This window comes from Paractinoplanes abujensis, assembly GCF_014204895.1.
Taxonomy (GTDB): Bacteria; Actinomycetota; Actinomycetes; order Mycobacteriales; family Micromonosporaceae; genus Actinoplanes; species Actinoplanes abujensis.
The window spans coordinates 9,089,273-9,113,194 of the sequence record NZ_JACHMF010000001.1; the positions used below are offsets into that span (position 1 = coordinate 9,089,273).

Here is a 23,922-nt window from a genome sequence, read left to right on the forward strand (position 1 = left end):
CGCGAGAGCGAAGTGGGGGGCCTTTTCCATATCGGCGGCCGTTTATTCGATTCCTTCCAGGGGCAGCTTTGTGACCCGAATCTCGGGTACAGTGTGTCCAGTTTTTGCGTACGTGGTTCGCTGCTTCCGCCCGATGAAGGGAAGCCGGTCACCAACCGGGGCCCCCGAGTCGAGCGGATGGGACGTCCTCTGAAAGGCCGCCTCACGGCGCCGCTGCTCGAAAACGGTCATCGGCCCGGGGCATCACGGGGCCGGCATTTTCAGAAGGAGAGTTCAGCATGGCGCAAGGAACCGTGAAGTGGTTCAACGCAGACAAGGGCTTCGGCTTTATCACCGTCGACGGCGGGGGTGCTGACGTGTTCGTCCACTTCTCGGCCATCCAGACGAGCGGCTACCGCAGTCTGGAAGAGAACCAGCGGGTCGAGTTCGAGATCGCCCAGGGCCAGAAGGGCCCGCAGGCGGAGCAGGTTCGCCCGCTCTGAGAACCCCACGCCGGTCGCGAGACCGGCCGCCGATCGCCTGGCGGAGATCGGCTCTAGCGCAGAAACCCCCGCATCCTCACCCGAGGATGCGGGGGTTTCGTCATTGGCCCAGGTCTCTTTCGGCTCGCTTCGCGCGCGATCTCGTACGCTCACCGAGAATGATCAAAATCAGTCCGCCGATGGCCACGACCGGACCGATCACCGACCAGATCCCGACCCCGCTCATCCGGCTGTCGTCAAGAACGTCGAAACCCTGCAGTGTCCACAGAGCACCGATGACGACGGCCAGCACGCCGAGCGCCATGGGCAGCCAGCCGTGCAGCTTTTTGAACGGCGGTGCCGGTTCGTTCACCATTTGTCATGCACCTGCGGGCGAATGAGCTCGTCGTAGATCTCGCGGACCCCGGCCTTCGCCTCGTCGCTCAGCGGCGCGAGCCCGGCCACGGCGGCGTTGCCCCGGGCCTGCTCCGGGTTGCGGGCGCCCGGGATGACGACCGTGAGGCCGGCCTGGTCGAGCACCCAGCGCAGCGCGAACTGGGCCATGGTGAGGCCCTCGGGCACCAGCGGGCGCAGCCGCCGTACGGCCTCGAGCCCGGTCGCGAAGTCGACCCCGGAGAACGTCTCGCCGACGTCGAACGCCTCACCGTGCCGGTTGTAGTTGCGGTGGTCGTCACTGGAGAACGTGGTGTGCTCGTCGTAGCGGCCGGAGAGCAGCCCACTGGCCAGCGGCACGCGGGCGATGATGCCCACCCCCGCCTCGGCCGCGGCCGGCAGCACCCGCTCGAGCGGCTTGAGCCGGAACGCGTTGAGGATGATCTGCACGCTGGCGGTGCCGGGGCGGGCGATGGCGGCCAGCGCCTCCTCCACCTTCTCGACGCTCACACCGTACGAGCGGATGCGTTTCTCCTGGACGAGCGTGTCGAGCGCGTCGTAGACAGCGTCGGACGAGAAGACCGGGGTCGGCGGGCAGTGCAGCTGCACCAGGTCGAGCGTGTCGACGCCCAGATTGGCCCGGGACCGGTCGGTCCACGCGCGGAAGTTGTCGAGGGTGTAGTTGCCGGGCTCCTGCGCCACCCGGCGGCCCATCTTGGTGGCCACGGTCAACTCCGGGCGGCCCTTGATGAAGGAGCCGATGATCTGCTCGCTGCGGCCGTCGCCGTAGACGTCGGCGGTGTCGATGAACGTGACCCCGCCGTCCACGGCCGCCTGCAGGGTCGCGTGGGCGTCGGCCTCGCTCACGTCGCCCCAGTCGGCCCCGAGTTGCCAGGCGCCCAGGCCCACGACGCCGACCGAGCGGCCCATCCTGCCGAATTCGCGTTTCTCCACGGTTCGAGACCCTACTCTTCCGGTGTTATCGTGCTCGCAAAACGTACGTACGGTTTGGGAGGACGATCATGTGGGATCCGGCCGTCTACCGTCGCTTCGGCTCCGAGCGCTCGCGCCCGTTCTTCGACCTGGCCGCCCGGGTCGGCGCCGAACGGCCCCGAGCCGTCACCGATCTCGGCTGTGGCCCCGGCGAGCTCACCCTGACGCTGGCCGAGCGGTGGCCCGGCGCCCGCCTGACCGGGGTCGACTCCTCGCCCGAGATGATCGAGAAGGCGCTGGCGCACGGGGGCCCGGCCGAGTTCCGGGTCGGTGACGTGCGCGAGTGGCGGCCCGGACCCGACGTCGACGTGCTGATCACCAACGCCACCCTGCAGTGGGTGCCCGAGCATCGCGACCTGCTCGTCCGCTGGGCCCGCGAGCTGGCCCCCGGCGCCTGGCTGGCCATGCAGGTGCCGGGCAACTTCGGTGCGCCCTCGCACGTGCTGCTGCGCGAGGTCGGGCAGCGCTACGGCCTGAGCGAGGTGCTGCGGGAGGCCCCCGTCGACGAACCGGCCGGATACGCCGCGCTGCTCACCGGGGCCGGCGCCGAGGTGGACGCGTGGGAGACCACCTACCTGCACCTGCTGCCGGTCGCCGGTGAGCATCCCGTGCTGCGCTGGATGGAGGGCACGGCGTTGCGGCCCGTCAAGGCCGCCCTGGACGACAATGCATGGCAGTCCTTCCGGGCCGACCTGGCCCGGAAGCTGTCCGGCGCCTATCCGGCGACCGGCCCGTACGTCGCGTTCCCGTTCCGCCGCATCTTCGTGGTGGCCCGGACCGAACGCTCGTGAGAAAGGACTCGAGGTGACCGAGCTGACCTCGTTCATCGCCGGCCTGCCCAAGGCCGAGCTGCACGTGCACCACGTGGGCTCGGCCTCACCGCGCATCGTGGCCGAACTGGCCGCCCGGCACGAGGGCGCCTCGCCGGTGCCGGCCGACCCGGCCGCGCTGGCCGACTACTTCGCGTTCCGCGACTTCGCCCACTTCATCGACGTCTACCTGACCGTGGTCGACCTGATCCGCGACGACGAGGACGTGCGCGTGCTGACCTTCGAGGTGGGCCGCGAGCTGGCCCGCCAGCAGGTCCGGTACGCCGAACTGACCGTCACGCCGTATTCCAGCGTCAAGCGGGGCATCCCGGCCAAGGCCTTCTGCGAGGCCATTGAGGACGCACGACGGGGAGCCGCGGCCGAGTTCGGCATCGACCTGCGCTGGTGCTTCGACATTCCGGGCGAGGCCGGTCTGCCCGCGGCCGAGGAGACCCTGCGGATCGCGCTCGAGGAGCGGCCCGAGGGTCTGATCAGTTTCGGGCTGGGCGGCCCCGAGATCGGCGTGCCCCGGCCGCAGTTCAAGCCGTACTTCGACCAGGCCCGCGCGGCCGGGCTGCGCAGCGTGCCGCACGCCGGCGAGACCACCGGGCCGCAGACCGTGTGGGACGCCGTACGGGAACTCGGCGCGGAACGCATCGGGCACGGCATCGCCGCGGCGCAGGACCCCGAGCTGATGGCCTATCTGGCCGAGCACCGGATCCCGCTCGAGGTCTGCCCCACCTCGAACGTGCGCACCCGTGCGGTCGCCGCGATCGAGGAGCACCCGCTGGCCGCGCTGGTCGGCGCGGGCGTGCCGATCAGCATCAACTCCGACGACCCGCCCATGTTCGGCACCACGCTGGAGGCGGAGTACGCGGTGGCCGCGCGGCTGCTCAGCCTCGACGAACAGGGGGTCGCCGGGCTGGCCAAGGCGGCCGTCGAGCAGAGCTTCCTCGACCCGTCGGGTAAGGCCGCCCTGCTCGCCGAGATCGACGCCTACTCGGGCCGGAGCGCGTAAAGGGGTTCCTGCCAGATCGCCAGCACGACGACGATGCCGATCGTCAGCACCGCGATCCAGCGCACCAGCCGCCGCTTGGTGAACCTGGCCGGGCCCTCCTCGGGCTCGGTCATCGGGCGTTCCAGGGTGTCGCGCACAGCTTGCCTCCCGCCTAGTCGGGTACCGCTGTCCAGCTCTGATAGCGCTGGTCGTTGCCGGCCTGCAGCACGAGCACCCGGTGGGCGCCGTACCGCTGGTCGCCGACGCCGGCCACGAGGCCGCCGTCCGTGGTGCGCAGCGTGAACCCGTAGGGCGAGGCCTGCAGGGTCCACTTCGCCGCGCTGGTGTCGCAATCGGTCTGGACGAGCGGTGCGCCCGCGACCGGCTCGCGGCCGAGCGGGCCGACACATTTGCCGGAGGCCCGCGAGACCATCGAGTACGTCTTGTTGCCGGCCGGCACGAGCTGCCACTGCTGCTGGGCGTCGTCGTCGGCGTTGCTCAAAGTGATCGGCGTGCCGGTCGTCCCGCGGGCGGCGTACAGGTTGGCCGCGCCGCCGGTCAGGGCGTTGGTCAGCGTGAACCACGAATTCTCGGCGGGCCGGGCCGCGGGCGCCGTCTCGGCCGTGGCCCGCGCGGTGTACTTCGGGCCGGACTTGACGGTCACCTGATACTTCGCATCGGGCTTGAGGCCGATCAGCCGGGCCCGGGTGGCCTTGGTCGTCGCCACCGGCTCGTTGTCGACCAGCACCTGATAGGTCGCCGTGGCCGACGCCGCGCTCCAGTTGAGCCGCACCGAGCCGCTGGTCGCGTCGCGCACCTCGACGACCGCCTGCACCGGCTCGGCCTGCACGCCGGCGGCGGGCTCGGCCGGGGGCGCGGTGGTCGCCGCGACCGGCACCGACGGCACGCCGGCCTCGTCACCGGGCGTCTCGACCGGATCGGCGGGCTCGGAGGCCGGCGCCGACTCGCTCGGCGGCACACCAGGCGAGGGCGGGGCGTCGCCGCCGCCATCGGCCTCACCCGGCTCGGTCGCCGTCGGGGTGGGCACGGCGGTCGGGGTGGGGGCGGCGGGCCGGCTGGGGGCGGCGCTGGGCGTCTCGACCGGCTGGGGCGCCCCGATCGCGTCGGGGATGTCGTCGCCGCCGTCGCTGCGCAGCAGGAACTCGCTGCGCGCGATGTTCCAGTTCTCGTCGAGGTAGCTGCCCGGCTTCGGGTTGGTGTTGAAGTAGTCGTCCTTGCCGCAGTCGAGCCGCATCTCGTTCTTCTTGGGGCAGGCCGTGCGCACCTGCCGGCCCGAACGGTCGGGGCCGCAGAGCAGGTCGTACTCGTCGAGGCAGCCGCCGGCGCCGCTCGAGTTGGGCGAGTCGATCAGCGTCGCGCCCAGCGTGTGGGTCAGCTCGTGGGCGGCCATGGCCGAGCTCCAGCAGCCCGAGTCGACCCGCCCGTACGACGGTCCGCCGTTGTTGCGGTTGCCCAGACCCGGCCGCCGGTCGGCGACGTAGGTCGCGATGCCGCAGTAGACCGTGGCGTCGGCGAAGATCAGGTATTTGCGGTCGGTGCGGTTGTAGCCCAGCTTGTCCAGCGCGGCGATGCTGCCGGCGAACGAGGCCAGCCCGCCGGTCGGCAACTGCACCTCGGACACGTCGACCCGGCACTGCGGAGTGGTCACGAAGCGCACGTGCCGGGAGCCGCCGGTCTCGGCCGCGCTCTCGTCGAAGATCTGGTCGACGCCGGCCGACCAGTTGCGGATCGAGCCCACGAACTCGCTGTAACGGCTCGGCGTGCCGTACTCGTGGAGGTAGAGCACCTGGACCCGCTTGCCGCTGCGTCCGTCGCCCTCGCAGGCCACGTCGTGCGCGCCCATGATGAAGTCGGCGTCGCCGGGGGCCGCGTCGGGCACCAGCGCCGGCGCGTCGGCGGTCAGCGCGCTGCCACCCTCGTCGCGGGCGATCTCGGCGTCGGTCGGCGTGGCCGCGGCGGATTCCCGTACGGGGTTCTTGGGCTCGGGGGCCTTCGCGGTCACCGGGCTGACGGCGGTGCGCACCTTGAGCCCGGCCGGCGCCTCGTCGGGGCCGTGCGTGCAGGTCTGCTTGTCCAGTTCGTACGACCCCGCGCAGAGCGACCCGGCCTTGGCCGGCTTGAGTCCCTCATAGACCAGGCCCTGATCGGGCTTGTCGGCCGGCAGGGCGGTGAGGGCGAAGTTGCGCGAGCCGTTGCTGCCGGCGACGTTGTCCACCACGCTCGGGCCGACGACCCCGCCGATGCCCAGCAGGGCCAGGCCCAGGGCCACCGGGACCAGCCGGTGGGGCCGCCGGGAAACGGCCCGGCGGTGACCACGCGGGGCCGGCGGGCGGTGCGCGGACAAGGCCACTCCTAGTCTTGCGGGCGCGCGGTGGGAGGTGGTCATGGGGTTACCACCCCTCACCGCGCGGGGGCCTCGCCGGCTCGCGGGTGCGGGCGTCGAACCGGGAGACCGGATGGGATCGGGGGGAACACTGCCAGCCCGGCCCGGCGAGCGGAACGCCTTTAATACAGATCTAAGCAAGAACTTGGTCCGCTTCACTCGGACCGGGCAGGGCGGCCGCCGCGTTCCCGGGCCAGCCGGCCGACCAGGCCGAAACGGCTCGCCTGTTTGGGCGTCGCCTCGGCGTCGGAGAAGAGCATGACCACGCTGGCGCCGCCCATGGCCGCGCGGTCGAGGCTGACCGAGCCGCCCGCGGACTGGGCCGCCCGGCGGGCGATGTCGAGCCCCAGGCCTGTCGAACCCTGGTTGCTCTGGCCACGTTGCATTGCGTTCTCCGGATCGGGGATGCCGGGACCGGCATCGTCGACACGCACGGCGACCCATCCGTCACGCCGTGAGATGCCCACCTCGAATGCCGTTCCCTGGGGGGTGTAGCGGAACACATTACCCAGAATGGCGTCGAGCGCGGCAGCCAGTTCGGCGCGGGCAACAGGTACGGGGATGCGAACACTTGCCCCGGCCACGCGATAGCTGCGGTTCTGGTCGCCGGCCAGCGCCGACCAGAACGTCATCCGTTCCCGCACGACCTCGCTGGCGTCGCACACCCCGGTCTCGGGCGCGGCCGCGACCTGGGCCGCGACGGCCTTGCGGGTGGTGTTGATGAGCTGGTTGACCTCGCCCTCGAGGGTGACGATGGCCTGCCGGATGCGCCGGATGCCGCGCCGCCGGTCGATCTCGTCGGGGCTCAGGCTGATGATCTGGGTGTCGTCCGGGTCGAGGGCCTCGGCGTCCAGGCGCAGCGCGGTCAGCGGGGTGCGCAGCCGGTGCGACAGGTCGGCGATCAGCTCGCGCTCGTTGGTGCGCGAGGTCACCAGCCGATCGGCCATGCGGTTGAACGCGTAACCGGCCTCGGCCAGCTCGCGCGGGCCGGAGGGCTGGATGCGCACCCCGAGGTCACCGCCGCCCACGGCCATCGCCACCTGCACGAGGTTGCGGGCCGAGTTGACCGCGCCCCGGGCCAGCCGGTCGACCACGACGACGCTGCCCCCGACCAGGGCCAGCGCGATGCCGAGAAGCAGCCACCAGTCGCCCGCGGTGCCCGCGCTGAGCTCACTGTCGGGCACGAAGACCTCGACCACCGACGTACGGGTCCCGGCCGTCACCGGCTCCAGGCGCACGACGCCGCCGTCGACCTCCTCGGTCACCGTCGAACCGCTGCCGGCCGCGTGCCGGACCTCCTCACCGGAGGCACGGCCGCCGGTCGTCGCGCCGGGGCCGTAGACCTTGACCCGGCCCCCGGTGCCGGCCGTCGCGGCGGCCAGCCCCTTGGCCCCGGCGCCGGCCGTGATCGCGCCCACGACTTTGGCGCTCTGCTGCTCGGCGGCGCTCATCGCCTGGTCGCGGTGGTCGTTGCGCAGTTCCCAGCCGAGCGGGACGAGGAAGGCGAGGGCGGCGACGGCGGTGGTCGCGGCGGTGATGTAGGCCAGGCGGCCCCTCAGTCCGGCGCCACCAACCGGAATCCGACCCCCCGCACGGTGCGCAGGTAGCGAGGTTTCGCCGCGGACTCGCCCAGTTTCCGGCGCAGCCAGTACAGATGAACGTCGATCGTCTGGTCCTCGCCGACCGATGGCTGTCGCCATACCTCCTCCAACAGCTCACGACGGGAAACCACCCGGCCCGGGCGGGCGGCCAGATAGGCCAGCAGATCGAACTCCTTGCGCGTGAGCGCCAGGGGCTGCTCGGCCAGGGTGGCGCTGCGCTCGCCGATGTCGACGCGCAGCTCGCCCACCTCGTGCACGGCGGGCTGGGCGGTGCGGCTGGCCCGGCCCACGCGCCGCAGCACCGTGCCGATGCGGGCGTCGAGGTGGGCGCCGGTGAACGGCTTGACCATGTAGTCGTCGGCGCCGGCCCGCAGCAACCGCACCACGGTCTGTTCGTCGTCGCGGGCGGTGGCGATGATGATCGGCACGTCCGTGATGCCGCGCAGCATGCGCAGGGCGTCGGAACCGTCCAGGTCGGGCAGACCGAGGTCGAGCACGACGAGGTCGGGCGTCTCGGCGGCGACCCGCCGGAGCGCGTCCAGCGCCGTGCCGACGGCGTGCACGGCATGCCCCCGGTCGGCGAGCGATCGGAGCATGGCACCGCGCACGACGTGATCGTCCTCGACGAGCAACACCGTGGCCATGCCGAAGAAGGTACTGCGCCCGGCAGCCAGGGCCTAACCGGTGATGCAGGGACACCTCTCGATTACCGAGCGTGGTGGAATACCATCCGTTGTGCCGATGTCGTTCACTCTTTTTCCCGATACGCGCAAGGCGCTGGCCCTCGCCAGCCTGGCCGGCCTGAGCGTGGGTGACGCGCTGGGCGCCCAGCATTTCGTGTCGGCGGTCGATCCGGCCGCCCCGCCACCCGGCCCGTGGCCGTGGACCGACGACACCGAGGAGGCGTGCTGCCTGGTCGCCGTGCTCGCGGAGGGTGACTTCGACCGCGACACGTTCGCCGAGCTGCTGGGCCGCCACCACGACCCTTATCGCGGCTACGGCCCGGGCGCGGTCGTGATGCTGCGCGAGATCCGCGAGGGACTGCCCTGGCCGATCGCGGCCGCCGCGGCCTTCGACGGGCAGGGCTCGGCCGGCAACGGCGCCGCCATGCGGGCCGCCCCGCTCGGCGCCTGGCACGCCGACTCCTTGGCGCACGCGGCCGCTCAGGGCGCCCGGGCCGCCGAGGTCACCCATGCCCACGCCGAGGGCGTCGCCGGGGGAGTGGCGGTGACCGTGGCCGCGGCTGCCGCGGCGGCGGGCCGGCTCGACGGGGTGCGGCCCGCGCTGCTGGGCGCCGTGGCCGCGCACACCCCCGACGGGCTCGTCCGCGACGGCCTGATCGCGGCCGGCCGGCTCACCGAGCCCGGCCTGGCGGCGTACGAGCTGGGCAACGGGACCAGGGCGATGGCGCGCGACACGGTGCCGTTCGCGATCTGGGTGGCCGACCGGTTCCTCGACGACTACCCGGCGGCGATCGCGGCCTGTCTGCGCGCGGGCGGCGACGTCGACACCACCTGCGCCATCGCCGGGGGCATCGTGGCGGCGTACACGGGAATCGACGGCATCCCGGCCGGCTGGCGGGCGGCCCGCGAGCCGCTGCCCGGGTGGCTGAGGCCTGTTCTGTAACGGGGACGGGGCTGCCGCAGGGTCCAGTTACAGAACGGGCCTAGGGCGAGAACCAACCGGTTCGCTACCCGGTGCCGGCTCAGCTCGCCCGCCGGCGGGCCGAAACAGCGGGCATGCTCCGCGGTACGAATCTCGTCGTCGTCGCCGGCCTCGCGGTCACGGCGGCCTGGTCCGTGCTGCACCGGACCTGGTCCGGCGCCGCCCAGGCCGCGGTGGTCATCGCCGTGCTGCTCATGGTGGTCCGCGTGCTGGCCCGGCGCGACGCCGACCTGCGCGCGCTGCGCCGGGCGGTGGCCCGCGAGCGGGTCCTCGGCGAGCTGGGCGCCGCGCTGATCACCGCCACCACTCGGGCCGACGTGCACCGGCTCGCCGTCGAGGCGGCCGGCGCCCTGCTGGCCGACATTCCCGGCGCCCGCGCGGCGGTGGCCGCTCCGGGCTGCACCGACCTCGGCGCGGCCACCGACCGGCACGGCACGCAGCTGTCCCTGACCGCCGGCGGCCGGTTCTTCGGCACGCTCGCGGTCAGCGCCGACGCCGACCTGCCGGCCGAGGTTTTCCCGGCCCTGCAGGCCCTGCGCGGCCAGGTGGCGCCGGCACTGGCCGGCGTGGCCCTGACCGCCGAGCTGAGCGATCAGGCCCTGAGCGACCCGCTGACCGGTCTGGGCAACCGGGCGATGCTGCGCGAACGGCTCGGCGCCGCGCTGGCCCGGGCCCGGCGCAGCGGCCGCCCGGCCGGCGTGCTGCTACTCGACCTCAACGGCTTCAAGCAGGTCAACGACAGGTACGGGCACCACGTCGGCGACGAGCTGCTGCAGGCGGTGGCCGCGCGGCTGCACGAATGCGTGCGGGCCGAGGACGTCGTCGGCCGGCTCGGCGGCGACGAGTTCGTGGTGATCACCGAGGATCTGACCTCGGCCCGGGACGCCGTCGTGGTGGCCGAGCGGATCGTCGCGTCGCTCGACGCGGTCATCCCGATCGGGCCGCACCGGTTGCGCACCCCGGCCAGCGTCGGCATCGCCCTGTCGCACAGCGAGGTCACCGGCCCGGACGAACTGCTGCGCCTGGCCGACGCCGCGATGTATCGGGCCAAGCGCCGCGGCGGGGGCGGTCACCACCTGCACGGGGTGCCGGAGGCCGAGCCCGCGCTGACGTAGGGTGCCCCTGTGAGCGATCCCGACGGCCTCGAGCGGCTCTGGACGCCGCACCGCCTCGACTACGTCACGGGTGAGGACCGTCCCGACGGCTGCCCGTTCTGCGCGGCCCCGAGCGATCCCGAGGCCGGCAGCCTGGTGGTGGCCCGCGGCGAGCTCGTGTTCGCCTTGCTCAACCTCTATCCGTACAACCCCGGGCACGTCATGGTCTGCCCCTACCGGCACGTGGCCGACTACACCGATCTCACCGACGCCGAGACGGTCGAGGTCGCCGCCTTCACCCGTACGGCGATGCGGGTGATCCGGTCGATCAGCAGCCCGCACGGCTTCAACCTGGGCATGAACCAGGGTGCCATCGCGGGCGCGGGCATCGCCGCCCACCTGCATCAGCACATCGTGCCGCGGTGGGGCGGCGACGCGAACTTCATGTCGGTGGTGGGGCAGACCAAGGTGCTGCCCCAGCTGCTCGACGAAACCCGCCGCCTGCTCATCGGGGCGTGGCCTTAGCTACTTCGCGGCCGACTCCTTCTTCACGGTCTCGGCCAGGTGCGGGGGCATCGGCTCGTGCCGGGCGTACGTACGGGTGAACGTGCCCGCGCCCGAGGAGAGCGCGCGCAGCTCGACCGCGTACCGCACCAGCTCGGTGGCCGGCACCTCGGCCCGCACCAGGCTGTACGCGCCGTCGCCGTCGGCCTCGCTGCCCAGCGGCCGGCCCCGGCGCCCGGAGAGGTCGCTCATCACCGCCCCCACGTAGGTGTCGGGCACCCGCACCACGATCTCGTCGATCGGCTCGAGCAGCGTGAGCTGCCCGTTCGTGGCCGCCTCGCGCAGCGCCAGGGCCCCCGCGGTCTGAAACGCGGCGTCCGACGAGTCGACGCTGTGCGCCTTGCCGTCGTACAGGGTCACCCGCAGGTCGACCACGGGATAACCGGCCACCAGGCCGCGGTCGAGCTGCGCCCGTACGCCCTTCTCGACCGAGGGGATGTAGTTGTGCGGCACCGCCCCGCCGACCACCTTGTCGACGAACTCGAAGCCCGACCCGCGCGGCAGCGGCTCGACCCGGATGTCGCAGACCGCGTACTGCCCGTGACCGCCGGACTGCTTGACGTGCCGCCCGTGGCCCTGCGAGCCGCAGCCGAACGTCTCGCGCAACGCCACCTTGACCGGCTCGGTGTCGAGCTCGACGCCGCCCGCGCGGAGCCGGTCGAGCACCACGTCGGCGTGCGACTCGCCCATGGTCCAGAGCACCAGCTGATGGGTGTCGGGGTTGCGCTCGAGCCGCATGGTCGGGTCACCGGCCACGAGCCGGGCCAGGTTCTTGGCCATCGCGTCCTCGTCCGAGCGCGACTTGGCGACCACGGCGATCGGCAGCAGCGGCTCCGGCATCGACCACGGCTCCATCAGCAGCGGCAGTTCCTTGCTGCTGAGCGTGTCACCGGTCTCGGCGCTGCCCGACTTCGTGATCGCGCAGATGTCACCGGCGACGCACTGGCCCACCTCGCGCAGCTGGGCGCCGAGCGGGGAGTAGATGTGCGCGACCCGCTCGTCGGCGTCGTGGTCGGGGTGGCCGCGCTCGGCCATGCCGTGCCCCGACACGTGCAGCGTCTGCTCCGGCCGCAGGGTGCCCGAGAAGACCCGCACCAGCGAGACCCGGCCCACGTGCCGGTCGATGGTCGTCTTCACCACCTCGGCCACCAGCGGGCCGTCCGGGTCGCAGGTCAGCGGCGGCCGGGCCGAGCCGTCGACGCCGGTGACCACCGGCAGCTCGTGCTCCAGCGGCGACGGCGCCCCGCTGACCAGCCCGTCGAGCAGCGCGTCAAGCCCGACGCCGGTGCCCGCGCAGACCGGGATGACGGGGTAGAAGTTGCCCCGCGCGACCGCCTTCTCCAGATCCGGCAGCAGGGTCGCCGTGCTGATCAGCTCGCCGCCGAGGTAGCGGTCCATCAGCGACTCGTCCTCGCTCTCGGCGATGATCCCCTCGATGAGCGCGTTCCGGTCGTCGGCGATCGGGTTGAGATGCTCGGGCTCCGCCTCGCCCGCGCGCGGCGGGTAGCCCTCGGAGTAGTCGAGCACGCGCAGCGTGACCAGGCCGATCAGGCCCACCACGGATTCGCCGTCGTCGCCCAGCATGGGCTGATAGATCGGCATGACATTTTCGCCGAACGCCTCCTGACAGGTGGCCAGGGTTTCCTCGTAGTCGGCGCGCGGGTGGTCGAGCCGGGTGATCGCCACGGCCCGGGGCATGCCGACCGAGGCGCATTCCTCCCACAGGGCAACGGTGGCGTCGTCCACGCCGTCGACGGCTGAGACGACGAAGAGCGCGGCGTCCGCGGCCCGCAGGCCGGCGCGCAGCTCCCCGACGAAGTCGGCGTACCCGGGGGTGTCGAGCAGGTTGATCTTGACGTCCTGGTGGACCAGGGGCGCGCACGCCAGCGCGACCGAGCGCTGCTGACGGATCGCGGCCGGGTCGTGATCCGACACCGTGGTGCCCTCGGCCACCGAACCGGCCCGGGAAATCGTCCCGGTGGCCGCCAGCAGGGCCTCGACCAGGGTGGTCTTGCCCGCGCCGGAGTGTCCCACCAGCACCACGTTGCGTACTCTGCCGGGCTCGGTCACCACCGGCGCCGCCGCGCCGTTGAGCCCCTTCTCCGAGGTTTTTTGGGCCATGGCTGCCGCTCCCGTCGTTTCGTGACTGTTACGACGCTGTTGTTGAATCCCACACCCGCCGGTGTGCGCAGGGCAACCCTTTGTAGTTGGCAAACGTCGCAGAAATGACGATACGGCCAAGGCCGCTCGCCGAAGTCGGGGGTGCGGGGTCCAGGCCGATATGGTGGGACGGCCATGGCAAAGATCGTCCAAGTAACTGCGCGCGCCGTTGTGTCCTACGGCGTCAACCCGACCGCCCGTTTTCTCCTGCGGATCGGCATTTCGCCCAACGCGGTCACCATCGCCGGCACCGTCGGCGTGCTGATCGGTTCCTACTTCGGCGCGATGGGCCACCTCGTCTTCGCCACGCTCTTCGTCACCGCGTGCGCGCTGACCGACGTGCTCGACGGCACGATGGCCCGGATGCGGGGGGGCTCCAGCAAATACGGCGCCCTGCTCGACTCGTCGATGGACCGGATCGCCGACGCGGCGGTCTTCGGTGCGGTCGTCTATTACCTGCACACCGAGGGCAACCCGTACGGGGGGATGGTCGCGGCCCTGGTCAGCCTGGCCGCCGGTCAGGTCGTCTCGTACGTTAAAGCACGCGCTCAGAGCCTGGGCCTCAACGCCGACGTGGGCATCGCCGAGCGCCTCGAGCGGCTGCTGATCGTGGGCGCCGGCGGTCTGCTCAGCGGTTTCGGCCTCGACTGGGGTCTGTCCGCCGCGCTGTGGGTGCTGGCCGCGCTCTCCATGATCACCGTGTGTCAGCGGCTGATCCACGCGTTCCGTACGGAACCGGCGCCCACCCCGGCCGAGCGGGCCACGGTGCCGATCGACCCTACGGCTCCCCTCACCGCGAAGGACGACCCTGCGTGAAGGACCGGCTGATCGAGCTCGGCTATGCCGCCGGGTGGCGTGTCGTGCGGACACTGCCGCTGCCGGTCGCGCGCCGGCTCTTCCAGGCTGCGGCCGATCGGGCGTACGCGAAGAACGGTCCGGGCACCCAGCGGCTGCGCCGCAACCTGCAGCAGGTCAAGCCGGACATGGACGACACGCTGGTGCGCGACGGGCTGCGATCGTACGCGCGGTACTGGCTCGAGGCGTTCCGGTTGCCCTCGCAGAGCAAACAGTTCTTCCTCGACAGCTTCGGCATGTCCGACGAGAACTTCGCCGACCTCAAGTCGGTGATCGCCGACGGTAAGGGCGTCGTGCTCGCGCTGCCGCACGTCGGCAACTGGGACGCGGCCGCCGCCTGGCTGGTCTCGAACGACTGGCGCATGGTCACGGTGGCCGAGCGGCTCAAGCCCGAGGGCGTCTTCGAGCAGTTCGTGGCGTACCGGGAAAAGCTCGGTATGGAGGTGCTGCCGCTCACCGGCGGCCGGCGTGCCCCGCTCGACGTGCTGGCCGAACGGCTCGACCAAGGCTTCGCGGTGTGCCTGCTCGGCGACCGTGACCTGTCCCGCAACGGCGTCGAGGTCGAATTCTTCGGCGGGCGCACCAAGATGCCGGCCGGGCCCGCGATCCTGGCCATCCGCACCGGGGCTCCGTTGTTCGCGGTCGACCTGTTCTTCACCGAGACGCAGACCCGGGCCGTGCTGCGCCGCATCACGCCGCCCACCGAGGGCGCGCTCGACGTACGGGTCAAGGCCACCACTCAACTGCTCGCCGACGCCTTCGCCATCGGCATCGCGGACCATCCGCAGGACTGGCACATGCTGCAGAAACTGTGGCTCTGAGGAGTCGGTATGCGGATCGGGATCGTCTCGCCCTACTCGTTCGACGTGCCCGGTGGCGTGCAGAACCACATCATGGACCTCGCCGAGGCGCTGCTCGGCCTCGGGCACGAGGTGAGCGTGCTGGCCCCGGCCGAGGAGGGCGCCGAGCTTCCCCCGTACGTGGTCTCGGCCGGCCGGGCGGTGCCGCTGCCGTACAACGGGTCGGTCGCGCGGATCGCGTTCGGGCCGGTGTCGACCGCGCGGGTGCGGCGGTGGCTCAAGGCCGGGCAGTTCGACGTGCTGCACGTGCACGAGCCGATGACGCTCAGCCTGTCGCTGCTGGCCGTGCTCTCCGCACGGGGGCCGGTGGTGGCGACCTTCCATACCGCCATGACCCGGTCGCGGGCTTTGTCGGCCGCTCAGGGCATGCTGCAGCTGGTCGTCGAGAAGATCACGGCGCGGATCGCGGTCAGTGAGCTGGCCCGGAAGGTGCAGGTCGAGCATCTGGGCGGGGGAGCGGTGGAGATCCCCAACGGGGTGGCCGTGGCCAAGTTCGCCTCCGCTGTGCCGCTGGACGGGTGGCCCGGCCCCGATGGGACCTTGGGCTTCCTGGGGCGCTTCACCGAGCCGCGTAAGGGGTTTGATCTGCTGCGGTCGGCTTATGTCGAGCTGGCCCGTGCCCGGCCCGGGTTGCGGCTGCTCGTGGCGGGCCCCGGTGACCGTTCCGACCTTTACCGCGAAATTCCGGTTGATCTGCACGACCGGGTGACATTTCTCGGATTGGTTTCCGAGGCGGACAAAGCTCGCATGTTGCGCAGCGTCGACGTCTATGTGGCGCCGAACACGGGCGGGGAGAGCTTCGGCATGATCCTCACCGAGGCGATGGCGGCCGGCACGGCGATCGCGGCCAGCGACCTCGACGCCTTCCGGCGGGTGCTCGACGGCGGCCGCGCGGGTGCCCTCTTCCGCACGGGCGATGCCCAAGCGCTGTGTGTTCTCCTTGATTCACTGCTGGACGACGAAGCCCGGCGGTCGGCCCTGTCCGAGGCGGCGTCGGCCGCGGTGACCGCCTTCGACTGGCCTGCCGTCGCGCAGCGTGTGCTCGAGGTCTACACAACGGCGATAGAGGCCACGGACGGGCGTGTCATGGACGAGGAGTGGGCCGAACCACGCTCCGGCACCTGACACCGGCGGGCTCGGGGGCACTACGATTCCCGCCATGTGGTGGGTCGTGGGTGCCGTCGCGGCGGTCGTGCTGCTCGCGGCCTACCTCGGCTGGACGGCCCACCGGGTCGAGCGGGTGCACGTGCGGGCCCAGTCGGCCGAACGGGCGCTCGACGCCCACCTGATGCGCCGGGCCGCCGCCGCGGCCGTCGTCGCCGAACAAGCCGACATAGTCGAGCTCTACGCCGCCGCGCGGCTCGCCCTCGACGCCGGCGCCGACGAACGCGAGTCCGCCGAGAACGACCTCACCCGCCAACTGCAGTCGATCACGCTGTCCGGGGGCGACCCCGCCACCCGTACGCTGGTCGCCTCCAGCCGGCGCGTGGTGCTGGCCCGCCAGGTGCACACCGACCTCGTCCGGGATGCGTTGACCGCCCGCCGCCGCCCCCTGGTGCGAGCCCTGCGCATGGCCCGGCGGTATCCGCTCCCGCAGTACTTCGACATCGAGGAACCGCCGATGCCCCCGGCGATCCCCGCCCCGGCCGCCCCGGTGCCGGCGGTCCCTCTCGAGCCGGTCTAGCTCACCAGCCCCGCTCGGCGAGGCGGTGGGGGACCGGCTCGTCCTCGACGTTGATGCCGACCATGGCCTCGCCCAGGCCGCGCGACACCTTGGCCAGCACGTCCGGGTCGTCGTGGAACGTGGTGGCCTTGACGATCGCGGCCGCGCGCTGGGCCGGATTGCCCGACTTGAAAATGCCGGAACCGACGAACACACCCTCGGCGCCCAGCTGCATCATCATCGCCGCGTCGGCGGGGGTAGCGATGCCGCCCGCGGTGAACAGCACGACCGGCAGCTTGCCCAGCTCGGCCACCTCACGGACCAGCTCGTACGGGGCCTGCAGCTCCTTGGCCGCGACGAACAGCTCATCCTCGGGCAGCGTCTGCAGCCGGCGGATCTCCTGCCGGATCTTGCGCATGTGGGTGGTCGCGTTGGAGACGTCGCCCGTACCGGCCTCGCCCTTCGACCGGATCATGGCCGCGCCCTCGGTGATGCGGCGCAGCGCCTCACCCAGATTGGTCGCGCCGCACACGAACGGCACCGTGAAGTTCCACTTGTCGATGTGGTTGGCGTAGTCGGCCGGGGTCAGCACCTCGGACTCGTCCACGTAATCGACGCCCAGCGCCTGCAGCACCTGCGCCTCCACGAAATGCCCGATGCGGGCCTTGGCCATGACCGGGATCGACACCGCGCTGATGATCCCGTCGATCATGTCAGGGTCGGACATGCGCGACACCCCACCCTGAGCACGGATGTCGGCCGGCACCCGCTCCAGGGCCATGACCGCCACGGCCCCCGCATCCTCGGCGATCCTCGCCTGCTCCGGCGTGACCACGTCCATGATCACGCCGCCCTTGAGCATCTCCGCCATACCGCGCTTGACCCGCGCAGTGCCGACGGCGGGCTGGTTCTCAGACATGGACGGCTCCTCAGACAGGCATTCAGGTCAGCCGGATCGTAACCACGCCGAAGGGCCCGGCCGATGGCCAATCGACCCCCCGGTGGCCTGCTCGCAGCCCCAACGTCCTCACGGGTCCCGCAGCTCTACCACCGCCCCGGCGCCGCCCCGCGTCACCGCCCTGGCGCCGCCTCGCCCCCGGCGCCGCCTCATCCGAGGCGCTGCCCCGCCTGGCACCGTCACGGCCGGCCCCGACCCGACTCTGGCCCGAATTCGTGGCAGCCGCCCGATCTGCTCTGTCCGGCCCGGCTCCCGACAGTCGCTGGCACGCATCACCCAGGGCCAGGACCGGATCCAGGTCCTGCTCACGCCAACTCAGCCGGGGCGAAGTTCTTCTTCTCGACCAGCACCAACCAGTTGCCGGTGTTGTCGCGCATCACGGCCTCCACCCCGTACGGGCGCTCCGCCGGTTCCTGCAGAAACTCCACCCCGGCCGCGGCCAGCTCAGCGTGGGTTTTGCGGCAGTCGTCGACCCTTAGGCCGAAGCCGCCCATCTGGCCCGCTTCCAGTTGCCCCCGGATGAAGTCCGCGGCGGAGGGCGACAGCGGCGGCCCGGGCGTCATCAGGGTCAGTTCGAGTTCGGGCTGGTTGGGGTGGGCCAGAGTGACCCAGCGCATTTCGCCCATGCGCGCGTCCACGCGCGGCTCGAACCCCAGGTGGCGCACGTAGAACTCCCGGGTGGCGTCCTGGTCGAGGCAGTAGACGGTCATCAGCGAGACGTTGAGAATCATGGTTCGACGCTAGGCCGTACGGGGATGGGAAGGCTTCTCCCGAATTGCGCTGACGAGCGATCGCGATCACCCGAGCCGATGGCAATCACCCCGCGCATGAAAAGCCAGCACCCGGGAATGTGCGGCGACCCACCCGCGTAGCGCCGCTGGTACGCGAGCGGGCTTTCGCCGACCAGCGGGTCGCGCACCCTTCGCAAAGCGAACACCGGTCGAGCCTAAGCTGACCTTCGTGAACATCGGAGTGCTGGCCCTGCAGGGCGACGTGCGGGAGCATCTGGCCGCGCTGGCCGAGAGCGACGTGCTGGCCCGGCCGGTCCGCCGGCCCGAGGAGCTGGCCGACGTGGAGGCGCTGGTCGTCCCGGGCGGCGAGTCGACCACCATCAGCAAGCTGGCGGTGTCGTTCGGGCTGCTCGACCCGATCCGGAAGCGGATCGCCGACGGCATGCCGGTCTACGGGTCCTGCGCGGGCATGATCCTGCTGGCTACGAGGGTGCTCGACGGGCGGGCAGACCAGGAGTCGTTCCACGGCATCGACATGACTGTGCGGCGCAACGCGTTCGGCCGGCAGGTCGATTCGTTCGAGGGTGACGTCGCGATCGACGACATCGGGGGCGGGGATTTTCACGCCGTCTTCATCCGCGCGCCCTGGGTCGAGGAGGTCGGTGGCGACGTGCGGGTGTTGGGCCGCGTCACGGACGGGCCGGCCGCCGGTAGGATTGTCGCCGTTCGGCAGGGGAACCTGCTCGCCACGGCTTTCCACCCGGAGCTCACCGGCGACCTCCGCGTCCACCGGTACTTCGTCGAGATGGTCCGCCAGGCCGTAGACGCTTAGGTACGACACGGAGGTTTTTCGCATGTCCGGCCACTCAAAATGGGCGACGACCAAGCACAAGAAGGCCGTCATCGACGCCAAGCGCGGCAAGATGTTCGCCAAGCTGATCAAGAACATCGAGGTTGCGGCGCGCACCGGCGGCGGGGACCCGGCCGGTAACCCGACCCTCTACGACGCCATCCAGAAGGCGAAGAAGAGCTCGGTCCCCAACAACAACATCGACAACGCGGTCAAGCGCGGGTCGGGTCTCGAGGCCGGCGGCGCCGACTGGCAGACGATCATGTATGAGGGTTACGGCCCGAACGGTGTCGCTCTGCTGATCGAGTGCCTCACCGACAACCGCAACCGCGCGGCCACCGAGGTGCGCACCGCGCTGACCCGCAACGGCGGCACGTTCGCGGACGCCGGTTCCGTGTCCTACCTGTTCAACCGCAAGGGTGTCGTGATCGTCCCCAAGGCCGGCCTCAGCGAGGACGACCTGATGCTGGCCGTGCTCGACGCGGGCGCGGAGGAGATCAACGACCTCGGCGACTCGTTCGAGGTCGTCAGCGAGCCGACTGACCTGATCGCGGTGCGCACGGCCCTGCAGGAGGCCGGCATCGAGTACGACTCGGCCGATTCCTCGCTGCTGCCGACGATGACCGTGCCGCTCGACGAGGAGGCCGCGCGCAAGTTCCTCAAGCTGGTCGACGCGCTGGACGACTGCGACGACGTCCAGGAGGTCTACCCCAACGCGGACATCAGCGACGAGGTCATGGCGGCCATCGACGCCTGACGCACAGTATTGTGGCGGGGCCGATCGGTGATCGGCCCCGTTTCGTCTTTCCGGGGGGTGTGACCCGCCATGTCCGGCCTCTCGCTACCGCCCATCGAAGATCTCGAGCTCGACGACCTCGCGTCGCTGCCCAAGCCCTACCGCTACGAGTTGCGTCAGGGCAACCTCGTGATCGCGGCCCCGTCCAGTTTCTGGCACAAGGTCATGGCCCGCCGCGTGCTGCTCATGCTGCACGCGTCGGGGCTCAACGTGTTCCAGGATCCCGGCGTACGGGGGGATCGGCCACGCGACAACCGGGTGCCCGACCTCGGCGTCGTCTCGCGCCTGCCGGCCGGCCGGGCCACCTACTCCAACCTGCCCGCGAGCTCGTTCAGCCTGGTCGTCGAGATCGTCAGCGAGGGCGCGGCCAACGGCGAGTACACGGACAAGGCCGCCTGGTACGCCGAGCACGGCATCCCGGAGTACTGGATCGTCGACCGGACGCCCGACCGGGCCGAGGACGATGCCTTCGTTCTGGTGCACCGGCTGTTGCTGGCCGGCGGCGAACCGATCTACGGACGGGAACGCAACGTGCTCCTGTCCGAACTGGAGACCGAGTATCCCGATTCAGCGGTTGGCTAATGTCGCTGGTCTATGTCCCGGGAATTCTTCAGTAATCGACGGAGAGCCACTGCATGGTTTGGATCAGGGTGGCGATGAGAAGCACCCCGAACACGATCCGGCGACCCACCGCGTGCCACTGCTGCCGCCGGTACGCCTGACACCACGCGATCCCGGCGTCGGCCCGCGCGACCACTCCGCTGCGCACTGTGCCGCCGACCAGTCCGGCCTTGCGCAGGGCCAGGCTGCCGCCCCGGCCGTAGACCTCTGGGGAGTACGCCGGAGGGCGCAGCACCCGCACGTCGACCTCGTAGATCTGCTCGTCGCGCCACTGCTTCGTGCGTACGGCCAGACGGTGTTGCAGGTATTCGCGCGCGGCGTCCGGCCGGCCCAGCAGCCGCCGGCGCCACGACAACCGGCGCCAGTGCCCGGCCACGTCGGCCAGCACGTCCATGTAGATGTGAGCGGCCTCGGTGTCCCCGCCGACCAGCCGGTTCGTCTCCCGGCGGAGGTCGTCCAGGTGGGTCGCGACAAAGGTGACGTAGCCCGGTGGCGGCTCGTCGTCCATGGGTGGAACGAGATACATCACTCACCCCCGCCCCTCATCGTCGAGGCGTGTCGCCGCCGGGCGCAAGAGGGCGGGGTATTAGGGTGTCGAACACACGTACGTGAGGCAGGGGAGGTCCGTGGTGCGCGTGCTCGGGATCGACCCGGGTCTCACCCGTTGCGGGGTCGGGGTCGTCGAGGGCGTGCCGGGCCGGCCGTGCAAGCTGGTCGGCTATTACGTGGTCTACACCGACCCCGACGACGACATCTCGCTGCGCCTGCTGCATCTCGACCGTTCCCTGGGTGAGCTGGTGGCCGAGCACAGACCCGACAGCGTCGCCGTGGAGCGGGTGTTCTCCCAGCACAACGTGCGGACGGTCATGGGCACCGCGCAGGCCAGCGCGGTCGGCGTGCTCTCCGGCGCCCGGGCCGGGCTCCCCGTCGAGACGTACACGCCGAGCGAGGTCAAGGCGGCCGTCACCGGCTCCGGCACGGCGGGCAAGGCGCAGGTGACGGCGATGGTCACGCGGCTGCTGTCGCTCGACGCGCCGCCCAAACCGGCCGACGCGGCCGACGCGCTCGCCCTCGCCATCTGCCACATCTGGCGCGGCGGCACCCGCGCCCGCATTCAAGCGGCCGCGGTGGCCGCCGCTCGGAGAGGGGTCAGGAAGCGATGATTGCCAGCGTGCGCGGGGTGGTGGCGGCGATCATGCCGGATGGCGCGGTCATCGAGGTCGGCGGCGTCGGCCTGCAGGTGCAGTGCGCCCCGGGCACCCTGGCCGGCCTGAAAGCGGGCGCCGAGGCCCGGCTGGCCACCAGCATGGTGGTGCGGGAGGACTCGCTGACCCTGTACGGCTTTGCCGACGACGACGAGAAGCACCTGTTCGAGCTGCTGCAGACGGCCAGCGGGGTCGGCCCCCGGCTGGCCCAGGCCGTGCTGGCCGTGCACCAGCCCGAGACCGTGCGCCGGGCGATCGCCGGGGGCGACCTGGCCACGTTGACCCGGGTGCCCGGCATCGGCAAGAAGGGCGCCGAGCGCATGGTGCTCGAGCTGCGCGATCGCATCGGCCCGATGCCCACGGTCGAGGGCGGCCCGGCCGGGGTGCTCAACGGCGCCTGGCACGACCAGGTGCGCCAGGGTGTGCTCGCGCTGGGCTGGTCCGCCGTGCAGGCCGACCAGGCGGTGGCCGCGGTCGCCGAGAGCATCGACGGCGACGTCCCGCCCGTGCCCGAGCTGCTGCGCCGGGCCATCCGGCTGCTGGGCAAGACCCGATGAGCGACCTGGTCTCGGCCGACGCGGGCGACGACGAGCTCGACGCCGAGGCGAGCGTCCGCCCGCGCCGCCTGGCCGACTTCATCGCCCAGCACCGCGTCCGCGACCAGCTGGAACTCCTGCTCAAGGGCGCGATGGGCCGTGGCACCCCACCCGACCACATCCTGCTGTCGGGGCCACCCGGCTTGGGTAAGACCACCCTGGCCAACATCACCGCGGCTGAGCTGGGGACGGGGATCCGGACGACGAGCGGGCCGGTGATCGAGCGGTCGGGGGATCTGGCCGCGATCCTGACCAGCCTCGGGCCCGGCGACGTGTTGTTCATCGACGAGATCCACCGCATCGCCAAGCCGGCCGAGGAGCTGCTCTACAGCGCGATGGAGGACTTCCGGGTCGACGTGATCGTGGGCAAGGGGCCCGGGGCCACCGCGATCCCGATCGATGTCGAGCCGTTCACGCTGGTGGGGGCGACGACACGGGCCGGTCTGCTGTCGGGGCCGATGCGTGACCGGTTCGGGTTCGTGGCACATCTCGACTTCTATTCGCCTGAGGATCTCGACTCGCTGCTGCACCGGTCGGCCCGCATTCTGGGGGTGCCGATCACCGAGGGCGGCGCGGCCGAGATCGCGGGCCGGTCGCGAGGCACCCCGCGTATCGCGAATCGCCTGCTCAGGCGCGTGCGGGACTTCGCCGAGGTGCGGGCCGACGGGGTCGTGACCGAGCAGACGGCGCGCGAGGCGCTCAAGGTGTACGACGTGGACGCTCTGGGCCTGGACCGGCTCGACCGGGCCGTGCTGCGCGCGCTGATCGAGTCGTTCAAGGGTGGCCCGGTCGGTCTGTCCACGCTGGCGGTTGCCGTCGGCGAGCAGTCCGACACCGTCGAGGAGGTCTGCGAGCCTTTTCTCGTACGGGCGGGGTTGCTCGCGCGGACGCCGCGCGGGCGGGTCGCGACCGAGGCGGGCTGGGCCCATTTGGGAAAGACGCCGCCGTCCGGCACGATCCAAGGTGATTTGTTCGCGCGGGATGCGTGAAATCCCCTCGTAATGCGAACGTGATGTGTGCCGCATTCGGACTTCCCAGGTTGACCGATTAGACTCGCCGCGGTTCAACCCGGGATGTGCTTATCGCCCCGGTGCGCGTGATCCGCGCCGCCGGCGGCCAACGGAAGGCTTTAATTCGTGATTCAGGCAGCCGAGGCATCCGGCGGTGGCAGCTTCACGCCGCTGCTCCTCATCGTTCTGCTCTTCGCCGTGATGTATTTCCTGATGATCCGGCCGCAGCAGAAGCGGCGCCGTGAGGCTCAGCAGATGCAGAACGCCCTGGGCCCGGGCGACCGCATCGTCACCATCGGCGGCCTGCACGGCACGGTCGTCTCCGTCGACGACGACGTGGTGACCCTCGACATCGCCGACGGTGTGCACGTGCAGTTCGCCCGCCCGGCGATCGCCCGCGTCCTGCCCGCCGAGTCCGTCGAACCCGTGGCCGAGACGATCGAGGAGCCCCTCGAGCCCGTGGTGGAGGAGCCGGTTGTCGACCCGGTGACCGATACGCGTAAAAAGGACTGACGTTAGTCCCTACGGGCCGGCCCGCGGCGACTTCTAGCTGCCGGGCCGGTTCGTCGGGCGTGCGCGGACGCAGCCGCGTGAACGTGACCGACCAGAACAGACCAGAGCCGTAAGACAACAGGG

The 23,922-nt window shown here is 71.4% G+C and carries 27 protein-coding genes; 17 read left to right on the forward strand and 10 right to left on the reverse strand.

Annotation, left to right across the window (positions count from 1 at the left end):
- Nucleotides 1-278: 278 nt before the first annotated feature.
- Nucleotides 279-482 carry a cold-shock protein gene (locus tag BKA14_RS41925; protein ID WP_007458127.1) on the forward strand — a complete coding sequence of 68 codons (204 nt, stop codon included), beginning with the start codon at nucleotides 279-281 and terminating at the stop codon, nucleotides 480-482.
- Nucleotides 483-582: 100 nt separating this feature from the next.
- Here BKA14_RS41925 and BKA14_RS41930 read toward each other — a convergent pair whose 3' ends face one another.
- Both BKA14_RS41930 and BKA14_RS41935 read right to left on the reverse strand, forming a co-directional pair.
- Nucleotides 583-837 carry a hypothetical protein gene (locus BKA14_RS41930; protein ID WP_184956267.1) on the reverse strand — a complete coding sequence of 85 codons (255 nt, stop codon included), beginning with the start codon at nucleotides 835-837 and terminating at the stop codon, nucleotides 583-585.
- Complete coding sequence (locus BKA14_RS41935) at nucleotides 831-1,808, reverse strand: aldo/keto reductase (RefSeq protein WP_184956268.1); 978 nt, start codon at nucleotides 1,806-1,808, stop codon at nucleotides 831-833. The genes BKA14_RS41930 and BKA14_RS41935 overlap by 7 nt, the downstream gene beginning before the upstream one ends.
- Nucleotides 1,809-1,876: 68 nt before the next feature.
- Between BKA14_RS41935 and BKA14_RS41940 the strand changes: the two genes are divergently transcribed.
- Both BKA14_RS41940 and BKA14_RS41945 read left to right on the forward strand, forming a co-directional pair.
- A complete protein-coding gene (locus BKA14_RS41940) occupies nucleotides 1,877-2,638 on the forward strand; it encodes a trans-aconitate 2-methyltransferase (protein WP_184956269.1) in 762 nt (253 codons plus the stop codon).
- Between the two features lie 13 nt (nucleotides 2,639-2,651).
- Entirely contained in the window at nucleotides 2,652-3,674 is a 1,023-nt protein-coding gene (locus tag BKA14_RS41945; protein ID WP_184956270.1) for an adenosine deaminase, read from the forward strand.
- On the opposite strand, the gene BKA14_RS41950 is transcribed toward BKA14_RS41945, so the two are convergent.
- The 4 genes from BKA14_RS41950 to BKA14_RS41965 form a co-directional block, all read right to left on the reverse strand.
- The gene (locus tag BKA14_RS41950; RefSeq protein WP_184957307.1) at nucleotides 3,653-3,811 is read right to left on the reverse strand and encodes a hypothetical protein; all 159 of its coding nucleotides are present in this window, start codon (nucleotides 3,809-3,811) and stop codon (nucleotides 3,653-3,655) included. The genes BKA14_RS41945 and BKA14_RS41950 overlap by 22 nt on opposite strands.
- Nucleotides 3,812-3,825: 14 nt before the next feature.
- Entirely contained in the window at nucleotides 3,826-6,060 is a 2,235-nt protein-coding gene (locus BKA14_RS41955; RefSeq protein ID WP_184956271.1) for an RICIN domain-containing protein, read from the reverse strand.
- Between the two features lie 152 nt (nucleotides 6,061-6,212).
- On the reverse strand, nucleotides 6,213-7,508 hold the full coding sequence (locus tag BKA14_RS41960; protein ID WP_239092628.1) for a HAMP domain-containing sensor histidine kinase: 1,296 nt from the start codon (nucleotides 7,506-7,508) through the stop codon (nucleotides 6,213-6,215).
- 104 nt (nucleotides 7,509-7,612) lie between these two features.
- Nucleotides 7,613-8,302 carry a response regulator transcription factor gene (locus tag BKA14_RS41965; RefSeq protein ID WP_184956272.1) on the reverse strand — a complete coding sequence of 230 codons (690 nt, stop codon included), beginning with the start codon at nucleotides 8,300-8,302 and terminating at the stop codon, nucleotides 7,613-7,615.
- A gap of 97 nt (nucleotides 8,303-8,399) precedes the next feature.
- Here BKA14_RS41965 and BKA14_RS41970 point away from each other — a divergent pair, with 97 nt between their 5' ends.
- The 3 genes from BKA14_RS41970 to BKA14_RS41980 all read left to right on the forward strand — a co-directional run bounded on the left by BKA14_RS41970 (nucleotide 8,400) and on the right by BKA14_RS41980 (nucleotide 10,942).
- Nucleotides 8,400-9,284 (forward strand): ADP-ribosylglycohydrolase family protein, encoded by an 885-nt coding sequence (locus BKA14_RS41970; protein ID WP_184956273.1) that lies wholly within the window; start codon nucleotides 8,400-8,402, stop codon nucleotides 9,282-9,284.
- Nucleotides 9,285-9,397: 113 nt separating this feature from the next.
- The gene (locus BKA14_RS41975; protein WP_184956274.1) at nucleotides 9,398-10,438 is read left to right on the forward strand and encodes a GGDEF domain-containing protein; all 1,041 of its coding nucleotides are present in this window, start codon (nucleotides 9,398-9,400) and stop codon (nucleotides 10,436-10,438) included.
- 9 nt (nucleotides 10,439-10,447) lie between these two features.
- A complete protein-coding gene (locus BKA14_RS41980) occupies nucleotides 10,448-10,942 on the forward strand; it encodes an HIT family protein (RefSeq protein WP_184956275.1) in 495 nt (164 codons plus the stop codon).
- On the opposite strand, the gene BKA14_RS41985 is transcribed toward BKA14_RS41980, so the two are convergent.
- Nucleotides 10,943-13,102 carry an elongation factor G-like protein EF-G2 gene (locus tag BKA14_RS41985; RefSeq protein ID WP_184956276.1) on the reverse strand — a complete coding sequence of 720 codons (2,160 nt, stop codon included), beginning with the start codon at nucleotides 13,100-13,102 and terminating at the stop codon, nucleotides 10,943-10,945.
- 174 nt (nucleotides 13,103-13,276) lie between these two features.
- Between BKA14_RS41985 and pgsA the strand changes: the two genes are divergently transcribed.
- The 4 genes from pgsA to BKA14_RS42005 are packed head-to-tail and all read left to right on the forward strand — an operon-like array spanning nucleotide 13,277 to nucleotide 16,540.
- On the forward strand, nucleotides 13,277-13,957 hold the full coding sequence (gene pgsA / locus BKA14_RS41990) for a phosphatidylinositol phosphate synthase (protein ID WP_184956277.1): 681 nt from the start codon (nucleotides 13,277-13,279) through the stop codon (nucleotides 13,955-13,957).
- A complete protein-coding gene (locus tag BKA14_RS41995) occupies nucleotides 13,954-14,817 on the forward strand; it encodes a phosphatidylinositol mannoside acyltransferase (RefSeq protein ID WP_184956278.1) in 864 nt (287 codons plus the stop codon). The genes pgsA and BKA14_RS41995 overlap by 4 nt, the downstream gene beginning before the upstream one ends.
- A 9-nt stretch (nucleotides 14,818-14,826) precedes the next feature.
- Entirely contained in the window at nucleotides 14,827-15,981 is a 1,155-nt protein-coding gene (locus BKA14_RS42000) for a glycosyltransferase family 4 protein (RefSeq protein ID WP_184956279.1), read from the forward strand.
- Nucleotides 15,982-16,006: 25 nt separating this feature from the next.
- Complete coding sequence (locus BKA14_RS42005; protein ID WP_184957269.1) at nucleotides 16,007-16,540, forward strand: hypothetical protein; 534 nt, start codon at nucleotides 16,007-16,009, stop codon at nucleotides 16,538-16,540.
- Between the two features lies 1 nt (nucleotide 16,541).
- On the opposite strand, the gene pdxS is transcribed toward BKA14_RS42005, so the two are convergent.
- Together pdxS and BKA14_RS42015 are read right to left on the reverse strand one after the other, a co-directional pair.
- The gene (gene pdxS / locus BKA14_RS42010) at nucleotides 16,542-17,438 is read right to left on the reverse strand and encodes a pyridoxal 5'-phosphate synthase lyase subunit PdxS (protein WP_184956280.1); all 897 of its coding nucleotides are present in this window, start codon (nucleotides 17,436-17,438) and stop codon (nucleotides 16,542-16,544) included.
- Between the two features lie 344 nt (nucleotides 17,439-17,782).
- Nucleotides 17,783-18,208: a VOC family protein gene (locus BKA14_RS42015; RefSeq protein WP_184956281.1), complete on the reverse strand. Its 426-nt coding sequence runs from the start codon at nucleotides 18,206-18,208 to the stop codon at nucleotides 17,783-17,785.
- A 229-nt stretch (nucleotides 18,209-18,437) separates the two neighbouring features.
- On the opposite strand from BKA14_RS42015, the gene pdxT reads away from it, so the two are divergent.
- From pdxT to BKA14_RS42030, 3 genes are all read left to right on the forward strand, one after another.
- A complete protein-coding gene (pdxT, locus tag BKA14_RS42020; RefSeq protein ID WP_239092627.1) occupies nucleotides 18,438-19,040 on the forward strand; it encodes a pyridoxal 5'-phosphate synthase glutaminase subunit PdxT in 603 nt (200 codons plus the stop codon).
- Nucleotides 19,041-19,062: 22 nt separating this feature from the next.
- The gene (locus BKA14_RS42025) at nucleotides 19,063-19,815 is read left to right on the forward strand and encodes a YebC/PmpR family DNA-binding transcriptional regulator (protein ID WP_184956282.1); all 753 of its coding nucleotides are present in this window, start codon (nucleotides 19,063-19,065) and stop codon (nucleotides 19,813-19,815) included.
- A 69-nt stretch (nucleotides 19,816-19,884) separates the two neighbouring features.
- Nucleotides 19,885-20,436, forward strand: a complete 552-nt coding sequence (locus tag BKA14_RS42030) for a Uma2 family endonuclease (RefSeq protein WP_184956283.1) — start codon at nucleotides 19,885-19,887, stop codon at nucleotides 20,434-20,436.
- Between the two features lie 28 nt (nucleotides 20,437-20,464).
- Here BKA14_RS42030 and BKA14_RS42035 read toward each other — a convergent pair whose 3' ends face one another.
- A complete protein-coding gene (locus tag BKA14_RS42035; protein ID WP_184956284.1) occupies nucleotides 20,465-20,983 on the reverse strand; it encodes a hypothetical protein in 519 nt (172 codons plus the stop codon).
- Nucleotides 20,984-21,104: 121 nt separating this feature from the next.
- Between BKA14_RS42035 and ruvC the strand changes: the two genes are divergently transcribed.
- The 4 genes from ruvC (at nucleotide 21,105) to yajC (ending at nucleotide 23,799) form a co-directional block, all read left to right on the forward strand.
- Nucleotides 21,105-21,638 (forward strand): crossover junction endodeoxyribonuclease RuvC, encoded by a 534-nt coding sequence (gene ruvC / locus BKA14_RS42040; protein WP_184956285.1) that lies wholly within the window; start codon nucleotides 21,105-21,107, stop codon nucleotides 21,636-21,638.
- On the forward strand, nucleotides 21,635-22,237 hold the full coding sequence (gene ruvA / locus BKA14_RS42045) for a Holliday junction branch migration protein RuvA (protein ID WP_184956286.1): 603 nt from the start codon (nucleotides 21,635-21,637) through the stop codon (nucleotides 22,235-22,237). The genes ruvC and ruvA overlap by 4 nt, the downstream gene beginning before the upstream one ends.
- Complete coding sequence (ruvB, locus tag BKA14_RS42050) at nucleotides 22,234-23,265, forward strand: Holliday junction branch migration DNA helicase RuvB (RefSeq protein ID WP_184956287.1); 1,032 nt, start codon at nucleotides 22,234-22,236, stop codon at nucleotides 23,263-23,265. The genes ruvA and ruvB overlap by 4 nt, the downstream gene beginning before the upstream one ends.
- Before the next feature lie 147 nt (nucleotides 23,266-23,412).
- Nucleotides 23,413-23,799 carry a preprotein translocase subunit YajC gene (gene yajC / locus BKA14_RS42055; protein WP_184956288.1) on the forward strand — a complete coding sequence of 129 codons (387 nt, stop codon included), beginning with the start codon at nucleotides 23,413-23,415 and terminating at the stop codon, nucleotides 23,797-23,799.
- The last annotated feature ends 123 nt before the right edge of the window (nucleotides 23,800-23,922 follow it).

Bases quoted from the DNA above. Each gene is read 5' to 3' on its own strand.
- BKA14_RS41965 (WP_184956272.1), bottom strand. From the start codon at position 8,302: ATGGCCACGGTGTTGCTCGTCGAGGACGATCACGTCGTGCGCGGTGCC.
- BKA14_RS42030 (WP_184956283.1), top strand. From the start codon at position 19,885: ATGTCCGGCCTCTCGCTACCGCCCATCGAAGATCTCGAGCTCGACGAC.
- ruvB (WP_184956287.1), top strand. From the start codon at position 22,234: ATGAGCGACCTGGTCTCGGCCGACGCGGGCGACGACGAGCTCGACGCC.
- BKA14_RS42025 (WP_184956282.1), top strand. From the start codon at position 19,063: ATGTCCGGCCACTCAAAATGGGCGACGACCAAGCACAAGAAGGCCGTC.
- ruvA (WP_184956286.1), top strand. From the start codon at position 21,635: ATGATTGCCAGCGTGCGCGGGGTGGTGGCGGCGATCATGCCGGATGGC.
- BKA14_RS42000 (WP_184956279.1), top strand. From the start codon at position 14,827: ATGCGGATCGGGATCGTCTCGCCCTACTCGTTCGACGTGCCCGGTGGC.
- BKA14_RS41970 (WP_184956273.1), top strand. From the start codon at position 8,400: ATGTCGTTCACTCTTTTTCCCGATACGCGCAAGGCGCTGGCCCTCGCC.
- BKA14_RS41975 (WP_184956274.1), top strand. From the start codon at position 9,398: ATGCTCCGCGGTACGAATCTCGTCGTCGTCGCCGGCCTCGCGGTCACG.
- BKA14_RS41985 (WP_184956276.1), bottom strand. From the start codon at position 13,102: ATGGCCCAAAAAACCTCGGAGAAGGGGCTCAACGGCGCGGCGGCGCCG.
- BKA14_RS42015 (WP_184956281.1), bottom strand. From the start codon at position 18,208: ATGATTCTCAACGTCTCGCTGATGACCGTCTACTGCCTCGACCAGGAC.
- BKA14_RS41925 (WP_007458127.1), top strand. From the start codon at position 279: ATGGCGCAAGGAACCGTGAAGTGGTTCAACGCAGACAAGGGCTTCGGC.
- BKA14_RS41955 (WP_184956271.1), bottom strand. From the start codon at position 6,060: ATGACCACCTCCCACCGCGCGCCCGCAAGACTAGGAGTGGCCTTGTCC.
- BKA14_RS41930 (WP_184956267.1), bottom strand. From the start codon at position 837: ATGGTGAACGAACCGGCACCGCCGTTCAAAAAGCTGCACGGCTGGCTG.
- BKA14_RS41960 (WP_239092628.1), bottom strand. From the start codon at position 7,508: ATGAGCGCCGCCGAGCAGCAGAGCGCCAAAGTCGTGGGCGCGATCACG.
- pdxS (WP_184956280.1), bottom strand. From the start codon at position 17,438: ATGTCTGAGAACCAGCCCGCCGTCGGCACTGCGCGGGTCAAGCGCGGT.
- BKA14_RS42035 (WP_184956284.1), bottom strand. From the start codon at position 20,983: ATGGACGACGAGCCGCCACCGGGCTACGTCACCTTTGTCGCGACCCAC.
- pgsA (WP_184956277.1), top strand. From the start codon at position 13,277: ATGGCAAAGATCGTCCAAGTAACTGCGCGCGCCGTTGTGTCCTACGGC.
- BKA14_RS41940 (WP_184956269.1), top strand. From the start codon at position 1,877: ATGTGGGATCCGGCCGTCTACCGTCGCTTCGGCTCCGAGCGCTCGCGC.